This window comes from Croceibacter sp. (assembly GCF_002716225.1).
Lineage (GTDB): Bacteria > Bacteroidota > Bacteroidia > Flavobacteriales > Flavobacteriaceae > Croceibacter > Croceibacter atlanticus.
The window spans coordinates 114,722-130,708 of sequence record NZ_PAZX01000004.1 but is presented as its reverse complement, the minus strand read 5'-3'; the positions used below and the strand labels follow the sequence as shown (position 1 = coordinate 130,708).

13 protein-coding genes are annotated in these 15,987 nt (G+C 33.6%); 8 read left to right on the top strand and 5 right to left on the bottom strand.

Features of this window, described 5'->3' with window-relative positions:
- Nucleotides 1-16 precede the first annotated feature (16 nt).
- Nucleotides 17-1,393, bottom strand: a complete 1,377-nt coding sequence (gene mtaB / locus CL818_RS01640; RefSeq protein WP_272974243.1) for a tRNA (N(6)-L-threonylcarbamoyladenosine(37)-C(2))-methylthiotransferase MtaB — start codon at nt 1,391-1,393, stop codon at nt 17-19.
- A gap of 108 nt (nt 1,394-1,501) precedes the next feature.
- On the opposite strand from mtaB, the gene CL818_RS01635 reads away from it, so the two are divergent.
- The gene (locus CL818_RS01635; RefSeq protein ID WP_272974244.1) at nt 1,502-3,118 is read left to right on the top strand and encodes an ABC transporter substrate-binding protein; all 1,617 of its coding nucleotides are present in this window, start codon (nt 1,502-1,504) and stop codon (nt 3,116-3,118) included.
- The gene (locus CL818_RS01630) at nt 3,115-3,753 is read left to right on the top strand and encodes a CPBP family glutamic-type intramembrane protease (protein ID WP_286971248.1); all 639 of its coding nucleotides are present in this window, start codon (nt 3,115-3,117) and stop codon (nt 3,751-3,753) included. The genes CL818_RS01635 and CL818_RS01630 overlap by 4 nt, the downstream gene beginning before the upstream one ends.
- Before the next feature lie 50 nt (nt 3,754-3,803).
- On the opposite strand, the gene CL818_RS01625 is transcribed toward CL818_RS01630, so the two are convergent.
- A complete protein-coding gene (locus CL818_RS01625; RefSeq protein ID WP_502692188.1) occupies nt 3,804-6,653 on the bottom strand; it encodes a M4 family metallopeptidase in 2,850 nt (949 codons plus the stop codon).
- A gap of 254 nt (nt 6,654-6,907) precedes the next feature.
- The gene (locus CL818_RS01620) at nt 6,908-8,080 is read right to left on the bottom strand and encodes a trans-sulfuration enzyme family protein (RefSeq protein WP_286971244.1); all 1,173 of its coding nucleotides are present in this window, start codon (nt 8,078-8,080) and stop codon (nt 6,908-6,910) included.
- Nucleotides 8,081-8,176: 96 nt separating this feature from the next.
- On the opposite strand from CL818_RS01620, the gene hutI reads away from it, so the two are divergent.
- The 3 genes from hutI (at nt 8,177) to CL818_RS01605 (ending at nt 10,853) form a co-directional block, all read left to right on the top strand.
- Complete coding sequence (hutI, locus tag CL818_RS01615) at nt 8,177-9,412, top strand: imidazolonepropionase (RefSeq protein WP_286971241.1); 1,236 nt, start codon at nt 8,177-8,179, stop codon at nt 9,410-9,412.
- Nucleotides 9,412-10,401 carry a formimidoylglutamase gene (locus CL818_RS01610; protein ID WP_286971239.1) on the top strand — a complete coding sequence of 330 codons (990 nt, stop codon included), beginning with the start codon at nt 9,412-9,414 and terminating at the stop codon, nt 10,399-10,401. The genes hutI and CL818_RS01610 overlap by 1 nt, the downstream gene beginning before the upstream one ends.
- Nucleotides 10,398-10,853 carry a GNAT family N-acetyltransferase gene (locus tag CL818_RS01605; RefSeq protein ID WP_272974250.1) on the top strand — a complete coding sequence of 152 codons (456 nt, stop codon included), beginning with the start codon at nt 10,398-10,400 and terminating at the stop codon, nt 10,851-10,853. The genes CL818_RS01610 and CL818_RS01605 overlap by 4 nt, the downstream gene beginning before the upstream one ends.
- On the opposite strand, the gene CL818_RS01600 is transcribed toward CL818_RS01605, so the two are convergent.
- On the bottom strand, nt 10,850-11,398 hold the full coding sequence (locus tag CL818_RS01600) for a helix-hairpin-helix domain-containing protein (RefSeq protein WP_272974251.1): 549 nt from the start codon (nt 11,396-11,398) through the stop codon (nt 10,850-10,852). The two genes, CL818_RS01605 and CL818_RS01600, sit on opposite strands and share 4 nt — an antisense overlap.
- Before the next feature lie 12 nt (nt 11,399-11,410).
- Nucleotides 11,411-12,409 (bottom strand): OmpA family protein, encoded by a 999-nt coding sequence (locus tag CL818_RS01595; RefSeq protein WP_286971236.1) that lies wholly within the window; start codon nt 12,407-12,409, stop codon nt 11,411-11,413.
- Between the two features lie 323 nt (nt 12,410-12,732).
- Between CL818_RS01595 and hisG the strand changes: the two genes are divergently transcribed.
- From hisG to hisC, 3 genes are read left to right on the top strand one after another with little or no spacing between them, the layout of a single operon-like run.
- Nucleotides 12,733-13,590, top strand: coding sequence for an ATP phosphoribosyltransferase (hisG, locus tag CL818_RS01590; RefSeq protein ID WP_272974253.1), 858 nt, complete (start codon nt 12,733-12,735; stop codon nt 13,588-13,590).
- A 2-nt stretch (nt 13,591-13,592) separates the two neighbouring features.
- Nucleotides 13,593-14,882, top strand: a complete 1,290-nt coding sequence (gene hisD / locus CL818_RS01585) for a histidinol dehydrogenase (protein WP_272974254.1) — start codon at nt 13,593-13,595, stop codon at nt 14,880-14,882.
- Entirely contained in the window at nt 14,875-15,924 is a 1,050-nt protein-coding gene (gene hisC, locus CL818_RS01580) for a histidinol-phosphate transaminase (protein WP_272974255.1), read from the top strand. Before hisD ends, hisC begins: the two co-directional genes overlap by 8 nt.
- The last annotated feature ends 63 nt before the right edge of the window (nt 15,925-15,987 follow it).

Here is a 15,987-nt window from a genome sequence, read left to right as displayed (position 1 = left end):
TAAAATATCAAGACTGCTATAAAACAGAAGCAATCGAAGGTTCTTTAGTTGTACTTAAGTCTTCTCCAGCAATAGCTACTTTAACCAAACCATCTTCATCTATTTCAGTTAGGGTTACATCTTGTAACGTATTAACCAAATTAGGATTCCAAGGTGCTTTAATCTTTACATAGTTTTCAGTAAAACCGTGTATATATCCTTCTTTATTTTCTCCTTCAAACAGTACAGTTAAAGAGTTGTTTATTTGAGTTTCATAAAATGCTCGTCTTTTCTTAGCAGATAAGCCTCTTAACATCTTGCTACGTTTCTTTCTAACTTTTATAGGTACAACACCATCCATTTCTGCAGCAAGTGTGTTATCACGCTCAGAATACGTAAAAACGTGTAGGTATGAGATGTCTAAATCATTTAAAAAATTATAAGTCTCTAAAAACAATTCTTCTGTTTCTCCTGGAAAACCAACTATAACATCTACTCCTATACAAGCATTAGGCATAACACTTTTAATACGCGATACTCTATCTACATACAACTCTCTATTATATCGCCTACGCATAAGTTTTAAAAGCGCATTGCTTCCGCTTTGTAGTGGAATATGAAAATGCGGCACAAACTTATCACTATTCGAAACAAAATCTATAGTTTCATTTTTAAGCAGGTTAGGTTCAATTGAAGAAATACGCAAACGCTCTATACCTTCAACCTTATCTAAATTTTCAACTAATTCTAAAAATGTGTGTTCGTGACGTTTGTTTCCAAACTCACCTTTTCCGTAGTCACCTATATTAACACCTGTTAATACAATTTCCTTAATATCCTGTTCGGCTATTTCTTTTGCATTCTGTAATACATTTTCCATAGTATCACTTCGAGAGATACCACGTGCTAAAGGAATTGTACAGTACGTACATTTATAATCACAACCATCTTGAACTTTTAAGAATGCTCTGGTCCTATCTCCTATTGAGTAGGATCCTACATAAAAATCGGCATCCTCTATTTCACAAGAATGTACCTCACCAAGATCATTTTTAGTAAGATCGTTTAGGTAATTGGTTATATTAAACTTTTCTGTGGCACCAAGTACAAGATCTACACCATGAACATCTGCTAGTTCTTCAGGCTTTAATTGCGCATAACAACCAATTGCAATCACGAAGGCATCTTCATTTATCTTCTGTGCCTTTTTTACAATATCCTTAAAGCGTTTATCTGCATTTTCTGTTACACTACACGTATTGATAACATATATGTCTGCGTGCTCATGAAACTCTACACGGTTAAAGCCTTCGTGTTCAAAAGAGCGTGCAATCGTGCTAGTCTCAGAAAAATTGAGCTTGCAACCTAACGTATAGAATGCAACGTTTTTGGTATGTGTTTGTGCGTTGTTCAAGACTTGTTTTTTATCTTAGCTGAAATATCTTTATTTGTAGTGATAGCTAGCAATTTGCTAGTCGAAATTCGGACTGCAAAATTACATCAAATTACTTAGTTGAAAAAATTGAAAAACATCAAATACGTTTCAGTATTTTTATCAGTATCAATTAGTTGCTTATTTCTTACTGCTTGTAAGGAGCAAGATTCCGAAAATAAAGACCATTTAGTCTTTAGGTATAATGAACATGCAAATATTACATCTTTAGATCCAGCATTTGCAAAAGACCAGCGCAATATTTGGGCTTGCCACCAATTATTTAATAGTTTGGTTGCTTTAGATGATTCTCTAAATGTTACACCAGATATAGCGAAATCTTGGACGGTAAGCGATGACGCCCTAACATATACATTTACTTTAAGAAATAATGTTTACTTTCATAAAGATGAAAGGTTTGGCAAAGATTCCACAAGAACTGTAAAAGCAGAAGATGTTACCTATAGTTTAAAACGTTTACTGGATAATAGCATTGCCTCACCAGGACGATTTGTTATGCAAAATGTAACGCAAATGTCTACTCCAAACGACACAACTGTTATCCTGAGATTACAAAAGCCTTTTCCAGCTTTTTTAGGCTTACTTTCTACAAAGTATTGTTCTGTTTTACCAAAAGACATTGTTGAAGCCGATACCAATTTTAGATCTCATCCTATTGGCACAGGACCTTTTAAGTTTAAGCGTTGGGAAGAAAATGAAAAATTAGTATTTAGAAAGAATAATTTATTTTACCAAAAAGATAGCCTAGGTAACCAACTGCCATATTTAGAAGCAGTTGCCATAACGTTTTTACCAGATAAACAGAGTGAATTTCTTCAGTTTGCACAAGGAAATATAGATTTATTAAACGCTTTAGATCCTTCCTATAAAGATGAATTACTTTCTGGTAACGGAACTCTTAAAAATGCTTATAAAAACGAAGTTAATATACTTACTGGGCCATTTTTAAATACTGAATATCTAGGTATTTATTTAGACTCTGAAACTTCTGAAATTTCAAATTTAAATCTTAGGAAAGCTATTAATTTTGGCTTTGACAGGCACGCCATGATTACTTACTTAAGAAATGGAATTGGAACGCCAGCCGAACAAGGGTTTATCCCAAAAGGATTGCCTGGTTTTTCTAAACAACGTTATTACTCCTACCAACCAGAAAAGGCGAAAGCCTTTGTAGAAGCTTATAAAGCAGAAACCGGAAACCAAAACCCTGAAATAACAATATCTACAAATGCAAATTATTTAGATTTAGTAGAATACATACAGCGTGAATTAGGTAAAACTGGTATTAAAGTAAATGTAGATGTTATGCCGCCTAGCACAATTAGACAACAACGCAGTGCAGGAAAATTAGATGTATTTAGAGCCAGTTGGATTGCAGATTATCCCGATGCAGAAAATTACCTTTCTTTATTTTACAGTAAAAACCACTCGCCTAACGGACCTAATTATACGCATTATAAGAATGAAAAGTTCGATCTTTTGTTTGAAAAAGCCATTATTACCTCTAAGACTGAAGAACGTATTAAAATGTACAGCAAACTTGATTCCCTAGTAATGTCTCAAGCGCCCATAGTACCTTTATATTATGATGAAGTTGTAAGATTTACCCGCAAGAATATTTCTGGTATGCAGATAAATGCACTAAACCTTTTAGATTTAAGAACAGTAAGAAAAACCATTAAATGATATATTCAAAATCTTATAAATTAGTTGAGTTAGTCTTATTGTTTGTACTACTACCTTTAAGTTTTTTATTAGACTATGATTTTAAAGTTAAAGCTGGTCTAGTCATTCTTGGCTTTATTTATATACTTACAATTCTATTTAAGTTTACAGATGCTTCATTTAAAATTAAATCTTCATTAAACTGGTCTAAGTTCTTTAAAATAACGGCCATAAAATTTATTGTAATTGCCCTAATTACTACGTGTTATGTCCTTTATATTGATAGTAGCTTATTATTTTATGTGCCTTTAAACAACCCTAAACTCTTTGTAGTAATATTAGGCGTTTATACATTTTTATCGGTTTGGCCTCAGGAAATAATTTACAGAAGCTTTTTTTGTAAACGCTATCAGGACTTATGTTCTTCTAAAATTGTGTTTATGGTTTTGAATGCGGTAATATTTAGCTTGGCTCACGTNTTTCTAAAAAATNTATTGGTNCTAATCTTAACATTTATAGGNGGCTTATTATTTATTTACACTTATACTAAGACTAAATCTACAACCTTAGTAAGCATTGAGCACGCGTTGTATGGAAACTGGTTGTTTACCGTTGGTATGGGACAAATGTTAGCATTTCCTGGAATGGAAGCATAAAAAAAGCGGCTTATTTAAGCCGCTTTAAANATTAGTNTGTNATTGAATAATTATTTTCTAATAACCTGCTTAACAGATCTATAATTTTCATTTTCAATAAGTAAGAAATAACTACCAGAAGCTAACTGCTCCATATTAACTTGCAATACATTACCATTAAATACAGACGCATTGTTAGAAATTACTCTTCCGCTTAAATCGATTACTGAAACTTTAGCATCTTTAAGATCTTGTCCAGAAATATTTANAATAGTATTTGTAGGGTTNGGATATANAGACAATCCTTTAAACTCATTATTTGNAGTAGCAAGTACAATCTGGTCTGCTTCAACTACAAAATTATCTACTATTACACCTTCTTCATTTACAGCAGCGTCAGACTGAAATACAAACCTAAACACCATACTAGTTTCGGCACTACCATCATTATCAAAAGCACTAAGACTNTAACTATATTCGTGCATGGTAGCGTTTAAACCTCCACCTGAGTGTGCGTCTTCTCCTTCACCTGTCCACTGNGAACCAATACAATTAAAGCAATCTGTACCGTCTGGAAGCCTATCGTTATTATACCAATTAGCATCTGATGCTGTTCCTAAAGTTTGCCAAGTTGAACCACCATCTGTAGTATATTGCATATACATAATATCCCAATTTTCNTCAAGATCGAAAGCCATATCAAATTTTAATATAGCATTTTCTACAGAAGATAAATCATAACATTGTGAAACAAGATAAGCTATAGTNCCATCTGGATGGTTTCCATCTAAATTAGTTCCNTAAACATCAGATCCTCCAGCAACTGCATCACTTAAAAGCGTTCCTTGAGCTACTCCTCTTTCCCATAAGCTTGANATAACACCATCATTATAAGAGATTAAAGACTCTTCAACAGTATCAAAAGTATTTACTACGTCTATTTCAGCAGCATCGTTTACAACTACTAATACTGTTCCTGTATTGTTTTCTGGACGACCATCGTTTGTTGTAGTTACATCTACGTTTAAAATATTNGCNCCACGAGTTAAAGAACCAATATCTAAAGTTAGAGTTGTAGACTCACAAGTTCCCAAGTTAACTGTTTCTGTAACTGTTGTAGTAGCTGCACCATTTACTGAAAAAGAAATGTCTACATCTCCCAACATATTTGTACCTCCATTAGAAACTACAATTTGANGGNTAAATGTACCTGCGTCACACCCAACTTCTGTATTGTTTGTAATAGACATTAACGACACATCATCTGCTGCTTCTGNAAATTCTTCGCCTACGTTAACGGCATACCAAGCATTAGTTACAGAAATAACTTCTGGACTATTTGCGCAATATATAGAGCTAGCTACAGCAATAGTTGCATTACGAGCATCAAAATATGTTGCATTTGGAGTTAANTAATCACGTTCTGCCAAATAAGCNATCTCTGCAGATTTAACCATACCTATTCCTGCAACATCATAAGTATCTGGTGTTGGCGCATTATTTGTATCTGCAGCACCTTCTGTCAAGATATAAAACCAGTGATTTAAAACACCACTATTGGTGTGAACACCACAATAATCATTTGTTGTTGCATCTGGCACACANGTACCTTCATCTCCAGTNGANACCCANTTATCTCCTAAATAAGTATCTGGATCATTTCTTGAATTAGGATCACTCATAGAGCGTAATGGTGGTGAATTAAGGTCTTCACCTATTAACCACACATTAGGATCAATAGCACCATCTATAGAACCTGTTCTTCCGAAATGCTCTACACAAGCACCCCAAATGTCTGANTACCCTTCATTCATACCTCCAGATTGATTTTGATAAGCTAGATCTGCAGTAAATGTACATACAGCATGACCTATTTCGTGACCACATACATCTGCCGCTGTAAGAATATCAAAAGTGTTACCGTCTCCATATGTCATTACAGATCCATTCCAAAAGGCGTTATCATAACCTGTATCTAAAAACAAAGGTTCGTCTGCATCATCGTAATGTACGTAGCTTATAATTTGAGCTCCTTCATCATCAAAACTATTTCTGTTAAATATATCTTGCCAGAAATCATAGGTTACTTCTGCTCCCCAATGGGCATCTAATGCACCATTATCTTTTTCATCGTTATCATATTCTGCAGCTGTCCAAGCGTTATCATTATCAGAAAAATGTAAATCTTGATATGCATTAAAACCTTCACAATTGTAAGTAACAATTCCGTCACCTCTTGTTGTATCTAACANNATAAATTCAGATCCTTCAGNAGTTGTTTCAATTGGCCTTGTACCACTGTAACGAGTATCTGCAGTTCCTTCAACAAGCGCAGAGTTTAACGTATTCTCAAGTTCTTTTGCCTTTGCTGAAATTTCATTATTAGAAATTAAACGGTCTGCGTGTTTTATAATTGGGTTCTTAAATAAAATATCTCCAGAGTGTGCATCTACATAAANTTCATTACGAGATATAGGTGAAGTAGAATANACATCATACATATACGCTAAATGAACAATACCTTTATTTACATCTGGAAATATTACCAACTCACCTACGGGTTTTGAGTAACCCATAAGAGCNGCTTGTGAAGCGTCTTCCCACANGTAAGCGTTAGCATTAGTATGCTCAATTGCACGTTGTAAACCTACTTCTTTAGNGAGGCTCGGTACAGTATTAATAGTTTTTGGACTGTATAATTCTCCATTTATCAAAGAGACGCTACCTTGTTTGTTGTGAACTATCATTACACCAAACTGTACCTTAATACCATTATAATATTGCTGATATCTACTATGAGTATTTCCTAANTTGTCTGTTGTAGTTCTGTACTCTTGAAAAGTTGAGTTTTCATCAAGTTCATAAGATTTGGCAAAATTAGCTATGGCTTCTTGCTGGGACTGGTGGCCACTAACTGTCATCATAGTTTGATGAGCCACATTATCCCTTAATTTGTTTTTATCCTGTGCATTAGCAACCAGAGTTCCTAAGGCTANAACAAAAGTTAAGGCGTAATTTAGTTTCATAATTTTATTTTGAAGAAAGAGTTATTTCTCGCAAAGTAGAACTAGAAAAACTAAATGTGTAACATTTTATAATTGATTAACACACTATATGTAGTGATTAGGTGAAATACATATTTATCCGACAAAGCACAATAGCCTTTTAAGATAAATTATACAATTACTTTAGATAATTTTGAAGCTAATTTAAGTGCNTGCTCAATATCTGCTTTAAGATCTGAGACCTCTTCTATTCCCACAGAAAATCTTAATAATCCATTTTTTATGCCTTGTTCTTCTCTTTCTTCTTCAGAAAGTAGGCCGTGAGANGTAAGGTGTGGACTTAGTATTGTACTTTCTACACCAGCTAAACTCATAGAAGATTTTATTAAATTTAAACTGTCTTGAAATTGTTTTGAGCATAAATCATCTTTTAATTCAAAAGACAACATGCCTCCAAAGCCATTCATTTGCTCTTTTGCCAATTTGTAATTAGGGTGCGACTTTAATCCAGGATAATACACTTTGGTTACTTGAGTGTTTTTTTCTAACCATTTTGCCAACTTACGTGCATTTCTGTTTTGGCGCTTAACTCTTAAAGCCATAGTTTTTAGGCTACGCTCTAATAACCAAACAGTAAAATCACTCAATGTGCCTCCAAAGTTTTTACCAGCATTAAATATGCGCTCTATGTTGGTGTGGCTAGATACTACTGCACCAGCTAAGATATCACTATGACCACTCATGTATTTAGTAGCAGAATGTAATACAACATCAATCCCAAAATCTATTGGAGTTTGATTTATAGGAGATGCAAACGTATTATCTATCATAGATATAAGCTTATGNTTTTTTGCTAANTCAGCAATAGCTTTAATATCTGTTATTTCTAATAATGGGTTACTAGGAGTTTCTATATAAATAACCTTTGTGTTATGTGCAATCGCTTTTTCGTAACTAGCAATATCATTACTTTCTACATAAGAATACTCAATACCAAACTTTTTAAACTCCTCATTAATTAAGTTTCGAGTTCCTCCATAAATAGCATTTTGNAATACCACNTGATCACCACTCTGTAAGAANGCTAAAAGTGAAGTCATTATAGCCGCCATACCACTTCCAAAAATAAGACCTGCTTCACCATGTTCTAATGCAGCAACTTTTTTNGATAAGCCTTGTTGGTTAGGTGTGTTAAAATATCTTGGATATCGCTTTTCTTCTACGTCTTGAAAAGGGTAAGATGTAGACATATATAACGGAGAAACTGCTCCACCAAATTGGTGATCCTCCAGTTGTCCTGCGTGTGTACAAATTGTNTTTTTTCCGTAGCTCTTAGATTCCATGATAAAAATTAAATTAGNCCCTAAAATTAACCAAGTTATCCTGCATTTGCTAACATACGCGTTATTATTTCGTTAAAGCTTTTCTATCTTTACACTATGGCAATATTACTTAAAAACATAAAGCAACTTTTACAAGTTAGAGAGGCAACTGTTGATAAAGTTTCTGGGAAAGACATGAAGCATTTACCTAAAATTGANAATGCATTTCTTTTAATGGAAAATGGGNTGATTTCAGATTTTGGACCAATGTCCCAACTCCCAGAATCTAAGAATTTTGAAGAAATAGATTGTACAGGTAGGTTTGTTTTGCCAAGTTGGTGTGATAGCCATACACATATTGTATATGCAGGAAACAGAGAGCAAGAATTTGTAGATCGTATAAATGGCTTGTCTTATGAAGAAATTGCCAATAAAGGTGGCGGAATTGTAAACAGTGCAGAAAAGCTTCAGCAAACCTCTATTGAAGATTTATACCAACAATCTGCTAAACGTTTAGAACAAGTTATGGCATTAGGCACAGGCGCTGTTGAAATTAAGTCTGGATATGGCCTGACTACAGAAGCTGAGCTTAAAATGCTTAAGGTTATTAAACAACTTAAAGACAAATATAACATTCCTATAAAAGCTACTTTTTTAGGAGCTCACGCNGTNCCNAAAGAATTTAAAGNAAATAAGAAAGGGTATCTTANATTAATTGCCGAGGAAATGCTTCCGAAGATAGCAGAGNTACAGCTTGCAGACTATATAGATATTTTTTGTGAAAAAGGATATTTTGATCTAGATGACACCAACTATATACTTTCTGCAGGAAAATCTCACGGCCTTACTCCTAAAGTACACGTAAANCAATTTAATTCAATNGGTGGNGTAAAGGCTTCTGTTGAGCAAGGTGCGTTAAGTGTAGATCACTTAGAGGTTATGACTGCTGAAGATATTGATGCATTAAAGAANGCNACTACTATGCCAGTAGCTTTACCTTCTTGTTCATTGTTTTTAAGTATCCCTTATACTCCTGCACGCAAATTAATTGATGCCGGCTTACCATTAGCTTTAGCAACAGATTTTAATCCTGGCAGCACACCAAGCGGAAATATGAATTTGGTGGTAAGCCTTGCTAGTATTAAAATGAATATGACACCAGAAGAAGCTATAAATGCAGCAACTATTAATGGTGCTTATGCTATGGGATTAAGTAACGAAGTAGGCAGTATTACAAAAGGAAAAAAAGCTAATATAATTCTTACAAACCCAATTCCAAGTTACGGGTATTTACCATATAGTTTTGGTGAAAATTGTATTGCTTCAGTATTTGTTAACGGAAAGATCTTATAGTGAAACACTTAAAAATATTTAGCACAGACGATCTAAAAATATACACCTCACCACGAAAAGGTGAAATTAAATTTGGTGAGCGTATTGGTACAGTAAACTCTTTAGAAACATTGAAAGAAAGCACTGCCAAATNCGTAATCTTTGGCATNCCAGAAGATATTGGTGTACGTGCTAATTTAGGTAAAAGTGGTACTAAAAAGGCTTTCAATTCATTTTTAAATGCTTTCTTAAATATACAAGTTAACCAATTTAACACACCAGAAAATGTTTTGTTACTTGGCGAAATAGATTGTAAAAACTGGCTTATAAAAGCTTCGCATATCGAAGATAATGACCCGAACATTTNAGCTAAATTACATGATATTTTAATTGAGATAGATGCAGANGTTTCTCAGTTGGTCAAGACANTTATAAGCTTAGGGAAAATCCCTATCATAATTGGTGGCGGTCATAATAATGCCTACGGAAATATTAAAGGTGCTTCAGAAGCTATTTCTAATCCTATTAATGTTATTAATATAGATGCTCATACAGATTTAAGAACTACAAATTATAGACATAGTGGTAACGGATTTAGTTATGCTCAAGAACAAGGCTATTTAAATTTTTATCACATTTTTGGATTGCACAAAAATTATACGCCAGACTATATATTTAAATCTATGAATGCTTCAAAATTTATAGACTACACGTTGTTTGATGATATTTTGAGTGATTCTATTGCTATACAAGCTTATAAAGAAGCTTTAAACCAAATTTCTAAATCAGCTTTTGGATTAGAAATAGATTGTGATGCCATTTCGGGGTTTCCTAGCAGTGCACAAACTCCAAGTGGTATGTCTTTAGAAACTATTAGGCAATGTATTGCCGAAAGTATTACACATAATACGTGTCACTATTTACATATTTGCGAGGCAAAACCATCTGAGTACTACCCTACAGGAAAAGCCATTAGTTATATGGTTTCAGATTTTATTAGACAACAATGATTATAGACTACAACCCTAAATACGCTCAAGATTTTAAAGCGCTAAATATTGAGTGGCTAGAGACATTTTTTTATGTTGAAGATTATGACAATGAAGTGCTCTCTAATCCAGATAAATATATTTTAGATAAAGGCGGAAAAATTTTCTTTAGCTTACACAATAATAATGTTGCAGGAACTGTAGCTCTTATGAAAGTAACCGACACCGTTTTTGAACTTACTAAAATGGCTGTAAACACTAATTTAAGAGGTCTTAAAATTGGGCAGAAATTAATGACACACTGCTTAAACGAGGCAAAAGTAATGGGCTTAGAGAAAGTAATCCTATACTCCAACACTAAACTAGAAAATGCCATTTATATTTATAGAAAATTTGGCTTTAAAGAAGTGCCTTTAGAAGAAGGTGTTGCTTATGAAAGAGCAAATATTAAAATGGAATATATAATTAACTAGGCATTTTTATGTAATGCCTCTGCTTGTCCTTTCCAATTATCACGTTCTATACGACCTGGAAAAAACTCAATTAATGCGGTTACATTTTCTATATCTTCCTTTCTAAATTTACTTATCTGTTCATACGTATATATACCTATGCTATTAAGCTTTTCTTCAATAAATGGTCCTACACCACTTATTTTTTTAAGATCATCTTTGTCTGCGATATCTGCTTGACCTATTACAGAAAAATCTAATTCTGGTTTCTCCAGTGGTGCAGCTCTATTAACTACTGCTGCTCCAGAGCGCTCTCTAGTTTTTATTGCTTTTATATTTCCTGGTGTAATTATATCTGTATCGTAGTTTTCAACCTTACTTGCAGTATTAGCAGTGTTTATTTGCCTGTCTGCTGTAGCGTTATAAGAATAATTCGAGGCTTCATCAATTTTTTTCTTGTAATACCAACGTGCAAAAAGATACCCAATAAGAAAGGCAACAAACATTAGTATAAATATCTCTAACCAAGCAGTAGATCTTGCTAAAGGGTTTAACTGTTCAAACATGGGCTTATTTAATTAATTCACTTTTATTTCTATACGTCTGTTCTTTGCTCTATTAGCATCTGTTGTATTAGGAAACTTAGGATCAGATTCTCCTTTGGAGCTTGCTGTCATTTTATTAGCATCTATACCTATTGATATTAGATATTTCATTACTAATTTAGCTCGTTGTTCTCCAATCCATAAATTATCTTCCTCTTCTCCAACAAAATCTGTATGCCCTACAATGCTTACTCGCTTATTTGGGTGTTTCTGTAAGTAAGACTTTAATTCAAGCGCATAACTTTTTAGTGTTGTATCTGGTTTAAAATTCTGTTGTGCAAATGAGGAATATAGCGTTTTATTGGTCACACTTTCCTCTATAGCTTCAATCTTGGCTGAAGAAAGTTGTTTAAACTCCACAACAATGGCTTCATAATTTCTGCCACGAGTATCAAACTCTAATGGGCGTTCAATAGCTTTCGTAGATATTCTATGCTCATTTAAACCATACCTTAAAATTCTATTTTTTAAGAAATTGGCTCTTGCTATTCCTAAAGAATCGCTTGTTTGCTCTGTCTTAGGACTGTATGCGCCATAAACAACCATCTCTGTATTAGGATTGGTATTCATGTAATTTACAGCTTTAGTTATAAACCCTAAATTTGGTTGTGGAACGTAAATGTTGGCTTTGTTTTTATAAGCCGTTAATGGGTTAGGATAATAAAATATAGTATCACCACTTGGCTGTAGTGTTCCCAGAAAGTTAGCATTTGTGAACTTATTTTTTAGCCTATCAGTTTCGATTGCGAGTTGCTTTAATGAGTCTTGCCTAACCCTTTCTAAACTATCATTATAAAGTTTAAGCTTAGCTTCTTCTTGGGATTTTAATTCTTCAGCTGTCTGTTCTGTAGTTTTAGTTTCATTAAAGAAACTAATATCGTTACACAATCCTTTTATAACACAGCTGTAATACCACATTCCAAAAATTGCCCAAATACAAAAGAATAAGAATGCCGTAAAAAAGTTTTTCATGTAGTATGACTATGTTCTGCTTATAAATTTATAAAAAGTCTTCAAATTGTATATTAACATTTGGATAAATGTGATAAAAGACAAATTATTCTGATAAACGAATGTGAAAATTATGTTATAAGCTATAATTAATCAGTAATATATATTACTTTTGTTGCCATAATGAGAAACACACATACACATCACCATTTTTCTAGCAACGCTCAAGCGATGTAGATTTGGTATGTGAAAAACTATAAATCTAAAACCCGTTTGAGACATTCAAACGGGTTTTTTGTTTTTATCCGTTTGCCAAAATTGTTCTCAAACATAAACTGTAACCAATGAGTACTATTAAAATTGCCATTCAGAAAAGTGGCAGATTAAATGAAGATTCTCTTCAAATTCTTAAAGATTGTGGCATATCTATAGATAATGGTAAAGACCAACTTAAAGCTAGCGCCCGTAATTTTCCCTTAGAAGTTTTTTATTTACGTAATGGTGATATCCCACAATATCTAAGAGATGGCGTTGTAGATGTAGCTATCATCGGAGAGAATGTATTAATAGAAAAAGGTGAAGACATTGCAATTGCAGAAAAGTTAGGCTTTTCTAAATGTAAAGTATCTCTGGCAATTCCTAAGGAGAAAGATTACAATGGTATTTCAGATTTTCAAGGCAAACGCATTGCTACTTCTTATCCAAATACCGTTCAACAGTATTTAAACAAACATAATATAGAAGCAGATTTGCACATAATTAACGGGTCTGTTGAAATTGCTCCAAATATAGGTCTTGCAGATGCTATTTGTGATATCGTTTCTAGTGGAAGTACCTTGTTTAAAAATAACTTGAAAGAAGTTGAAGTCATGTTAAAAAGTGAAGCAGTGTTAGCTGTCTCACCTAAAATAACAAATGAAGCTAAAGAGACGTTAGAAAAGTTACAGTTTAGAATGCGTGCGGTTTTAAACGGCAAAAATTCTAAATATGTATTGCTAAATGCTCCAAATGATAAGATTGAAACTATTATAGGTATCCTGCCAGGTATGAACAGTCCAACTGTTTTACCACTTGCAAAAGAAGGTTGGAGTTCTTTACACTCTGTTGTTAAGGATAATGAATTTTGGCAAGTAATTGATGATCTTAAGGAAGCTGGAGCAGAGAGCATTTTAGTTGCACCAATTGAAAAAATGGTTTTGTAATTATGAAGTTTGTATCCTATCCTAAAATAGAAGATTGGCAAGACCTGTTAAAACGCCCTACTCAAACGGTTGAAGATATTGAAGACACCGTAAAACAAATCTTTTCTGAGGTTGACTCTAAAGGTGATGAAGCCATTAAAAAGTATACCGAACTTTTTGACGGCATTAAACTAAATCAATTAGAAGTTTCAAACTTAGAAATTAAGGAATCAGAATCTCTTGTTTCAGAAGAGTTAAAACAAGCCATTACATTGGCAAAGTCTAACATAGAGGTATTTCACAAAGCACAGCGTACCCAAAAAATAGAAGTTGAAACCACGCAAGGTGTACGTTGTTGGCAAGAAAAAAGACCTATTCAAAAAGTAGGCTTATATATTCCTGGTGGTACAGCACCACTCTTTTCAACCATTTTAATGTTGGCTGTTCCTGCCTTAATTGCAGGTTGTGAGGAGATTGTGCTGTGCACGCCACCAGATAAAGAAGGAAAAATTAATCCCGCTATTTTATACACCGCAAATCTTTGTGGCATTTCTAAAATTTATAAAGTTGGTGGCATTCAAGCTATTGCAGGTATGACTTTCGGTACAAAGTCTATCTCAAAAGTTTATAAAATATTTGGTCCAGGAAATCAATTTGTAACAGTCGCAAAACAATTGGCTACCAAGTTTAATGTAGCTATAGATATGCCTGCAGGCCCAAGTGAATTGTTAGTTGTTGCAGATGATACTGCAAATGCTGCTTTTGTAGCTTCAGACTTATTAAGTCAAGCAGAACACGGCAAAGACAGCCAGGTTATTTTAGTGAGTACCTCTATGGATCTTATAAAAGATGTTGAGGCAGAAATATCAAATCAACTTAAAGAACTCCCAAGAAAAGATATTGCAGAAGTTGCTATAAAACATTCAAAATCTATCTTAGTTAAAGATAATGTAGAAGCATTAGATCTCATTAACACTTATGGTCCTGAGCACTTTATAGTATGTACAAAAGACAATGACTTTTTTGTAGATGGTATTCAAAATGCAGGCTCAGTATTTATTGGAAATTACACACCAGAAAGTGCAGGAGATTACGCAAGTGGCACCAATCATACGTTACCTACAAATGGTTACGCCAAACAATATAGTGGTGTAAACCTAGACAGTTTTATGAAGAGTATGACGTTTCAGGAAATTTCTAAAACCGGTATCCAAAACATTGGGAATGCTATTGAGCTTATGGCAGAAGCAGAAGGCTTACAGGCACACAAAAATGCGGTAACATTACGATTAAAATCTCTAGACAATGAATAAAGATTTTAACTTAGATACTTTAGTTCGTGAGAATATAAAAGCGATGAGCGCCTACTCTTCTGCTCGCGATGAGTTTACAGATTTTGAAGATGATATGGTATTTTTAGATGCCAATGAGAATCCCTTTGAGACCAAAGTAAATAGGTATCCAGACCCACAACAATTAAATTTGAAGACTCAGCTATCTTCTGTTAAGCGTGTTCCTATAAATCAGATTCTATTAGGTAATGGTAGTGATGAAGTTTTAGATTTAATCTTTAGAGCATTTTGTGAACCAAATCGTGATAACATCATCACATTGCCACCTACTTACGGTATGTATAAAGTGTTGGCAAATACCAACGCAATAGAAAATAAAGAGGTGTTACTTGTAGATGATTTTCAGTTAGATGTTAATGCTATTTTGGCTGAAGTAGATGCAAATACAAAACTTATCTTCATCTGCTCTCCTAATAATCCGACTGGAAACTTAATCGCTTCAAAAGCTATTGAAACAATCTTAAGTAGCTTTAACGGTATTGTAGTAATAGACGAAGCTTATATAGATTTTGCTGAAGCTGAAAGTTGGACGACTCGATTACAAGAATTTCAAAATCTAATTGTCACTCAAACTTTATCTAAAGCTTATGGTATGGCAGGAATTAGATTGGGTATGTGCTTTGCTTCTGAAGAAATAATTTCTATTCTTAACAAAATAAAACCACCATATAATGTTAACGTATTAACGCAGCAAGTGGCTTTAAAACGAATTTTAGAAGAAGAAAATGTTCAACTAGAAATAACAAAACTAATCTCTGAAAGAGAAAAGCTTATGAACCAATTGAACACTATTAACTTTATAAATCATAGTTATAAAACAGATGCAAATTTTATTCTGGTGAAGGTTGATGATGCTAATAAACGCTACAAGCAACTTATTGAAAACGGAATTGTAATACGTAATAGAAGTACCCAACCACTTTGTGAAAAAACATTACGATTTACGGTTGGTACAGCTTCTGAAAATGAGAAATTATTAACCGTATTAAGTAAATTAAAATAAAATTGTCAAGAAATGATAACGGTGCAAGATAGTCTCTCTACAAATTTGATTCATACTTCACTT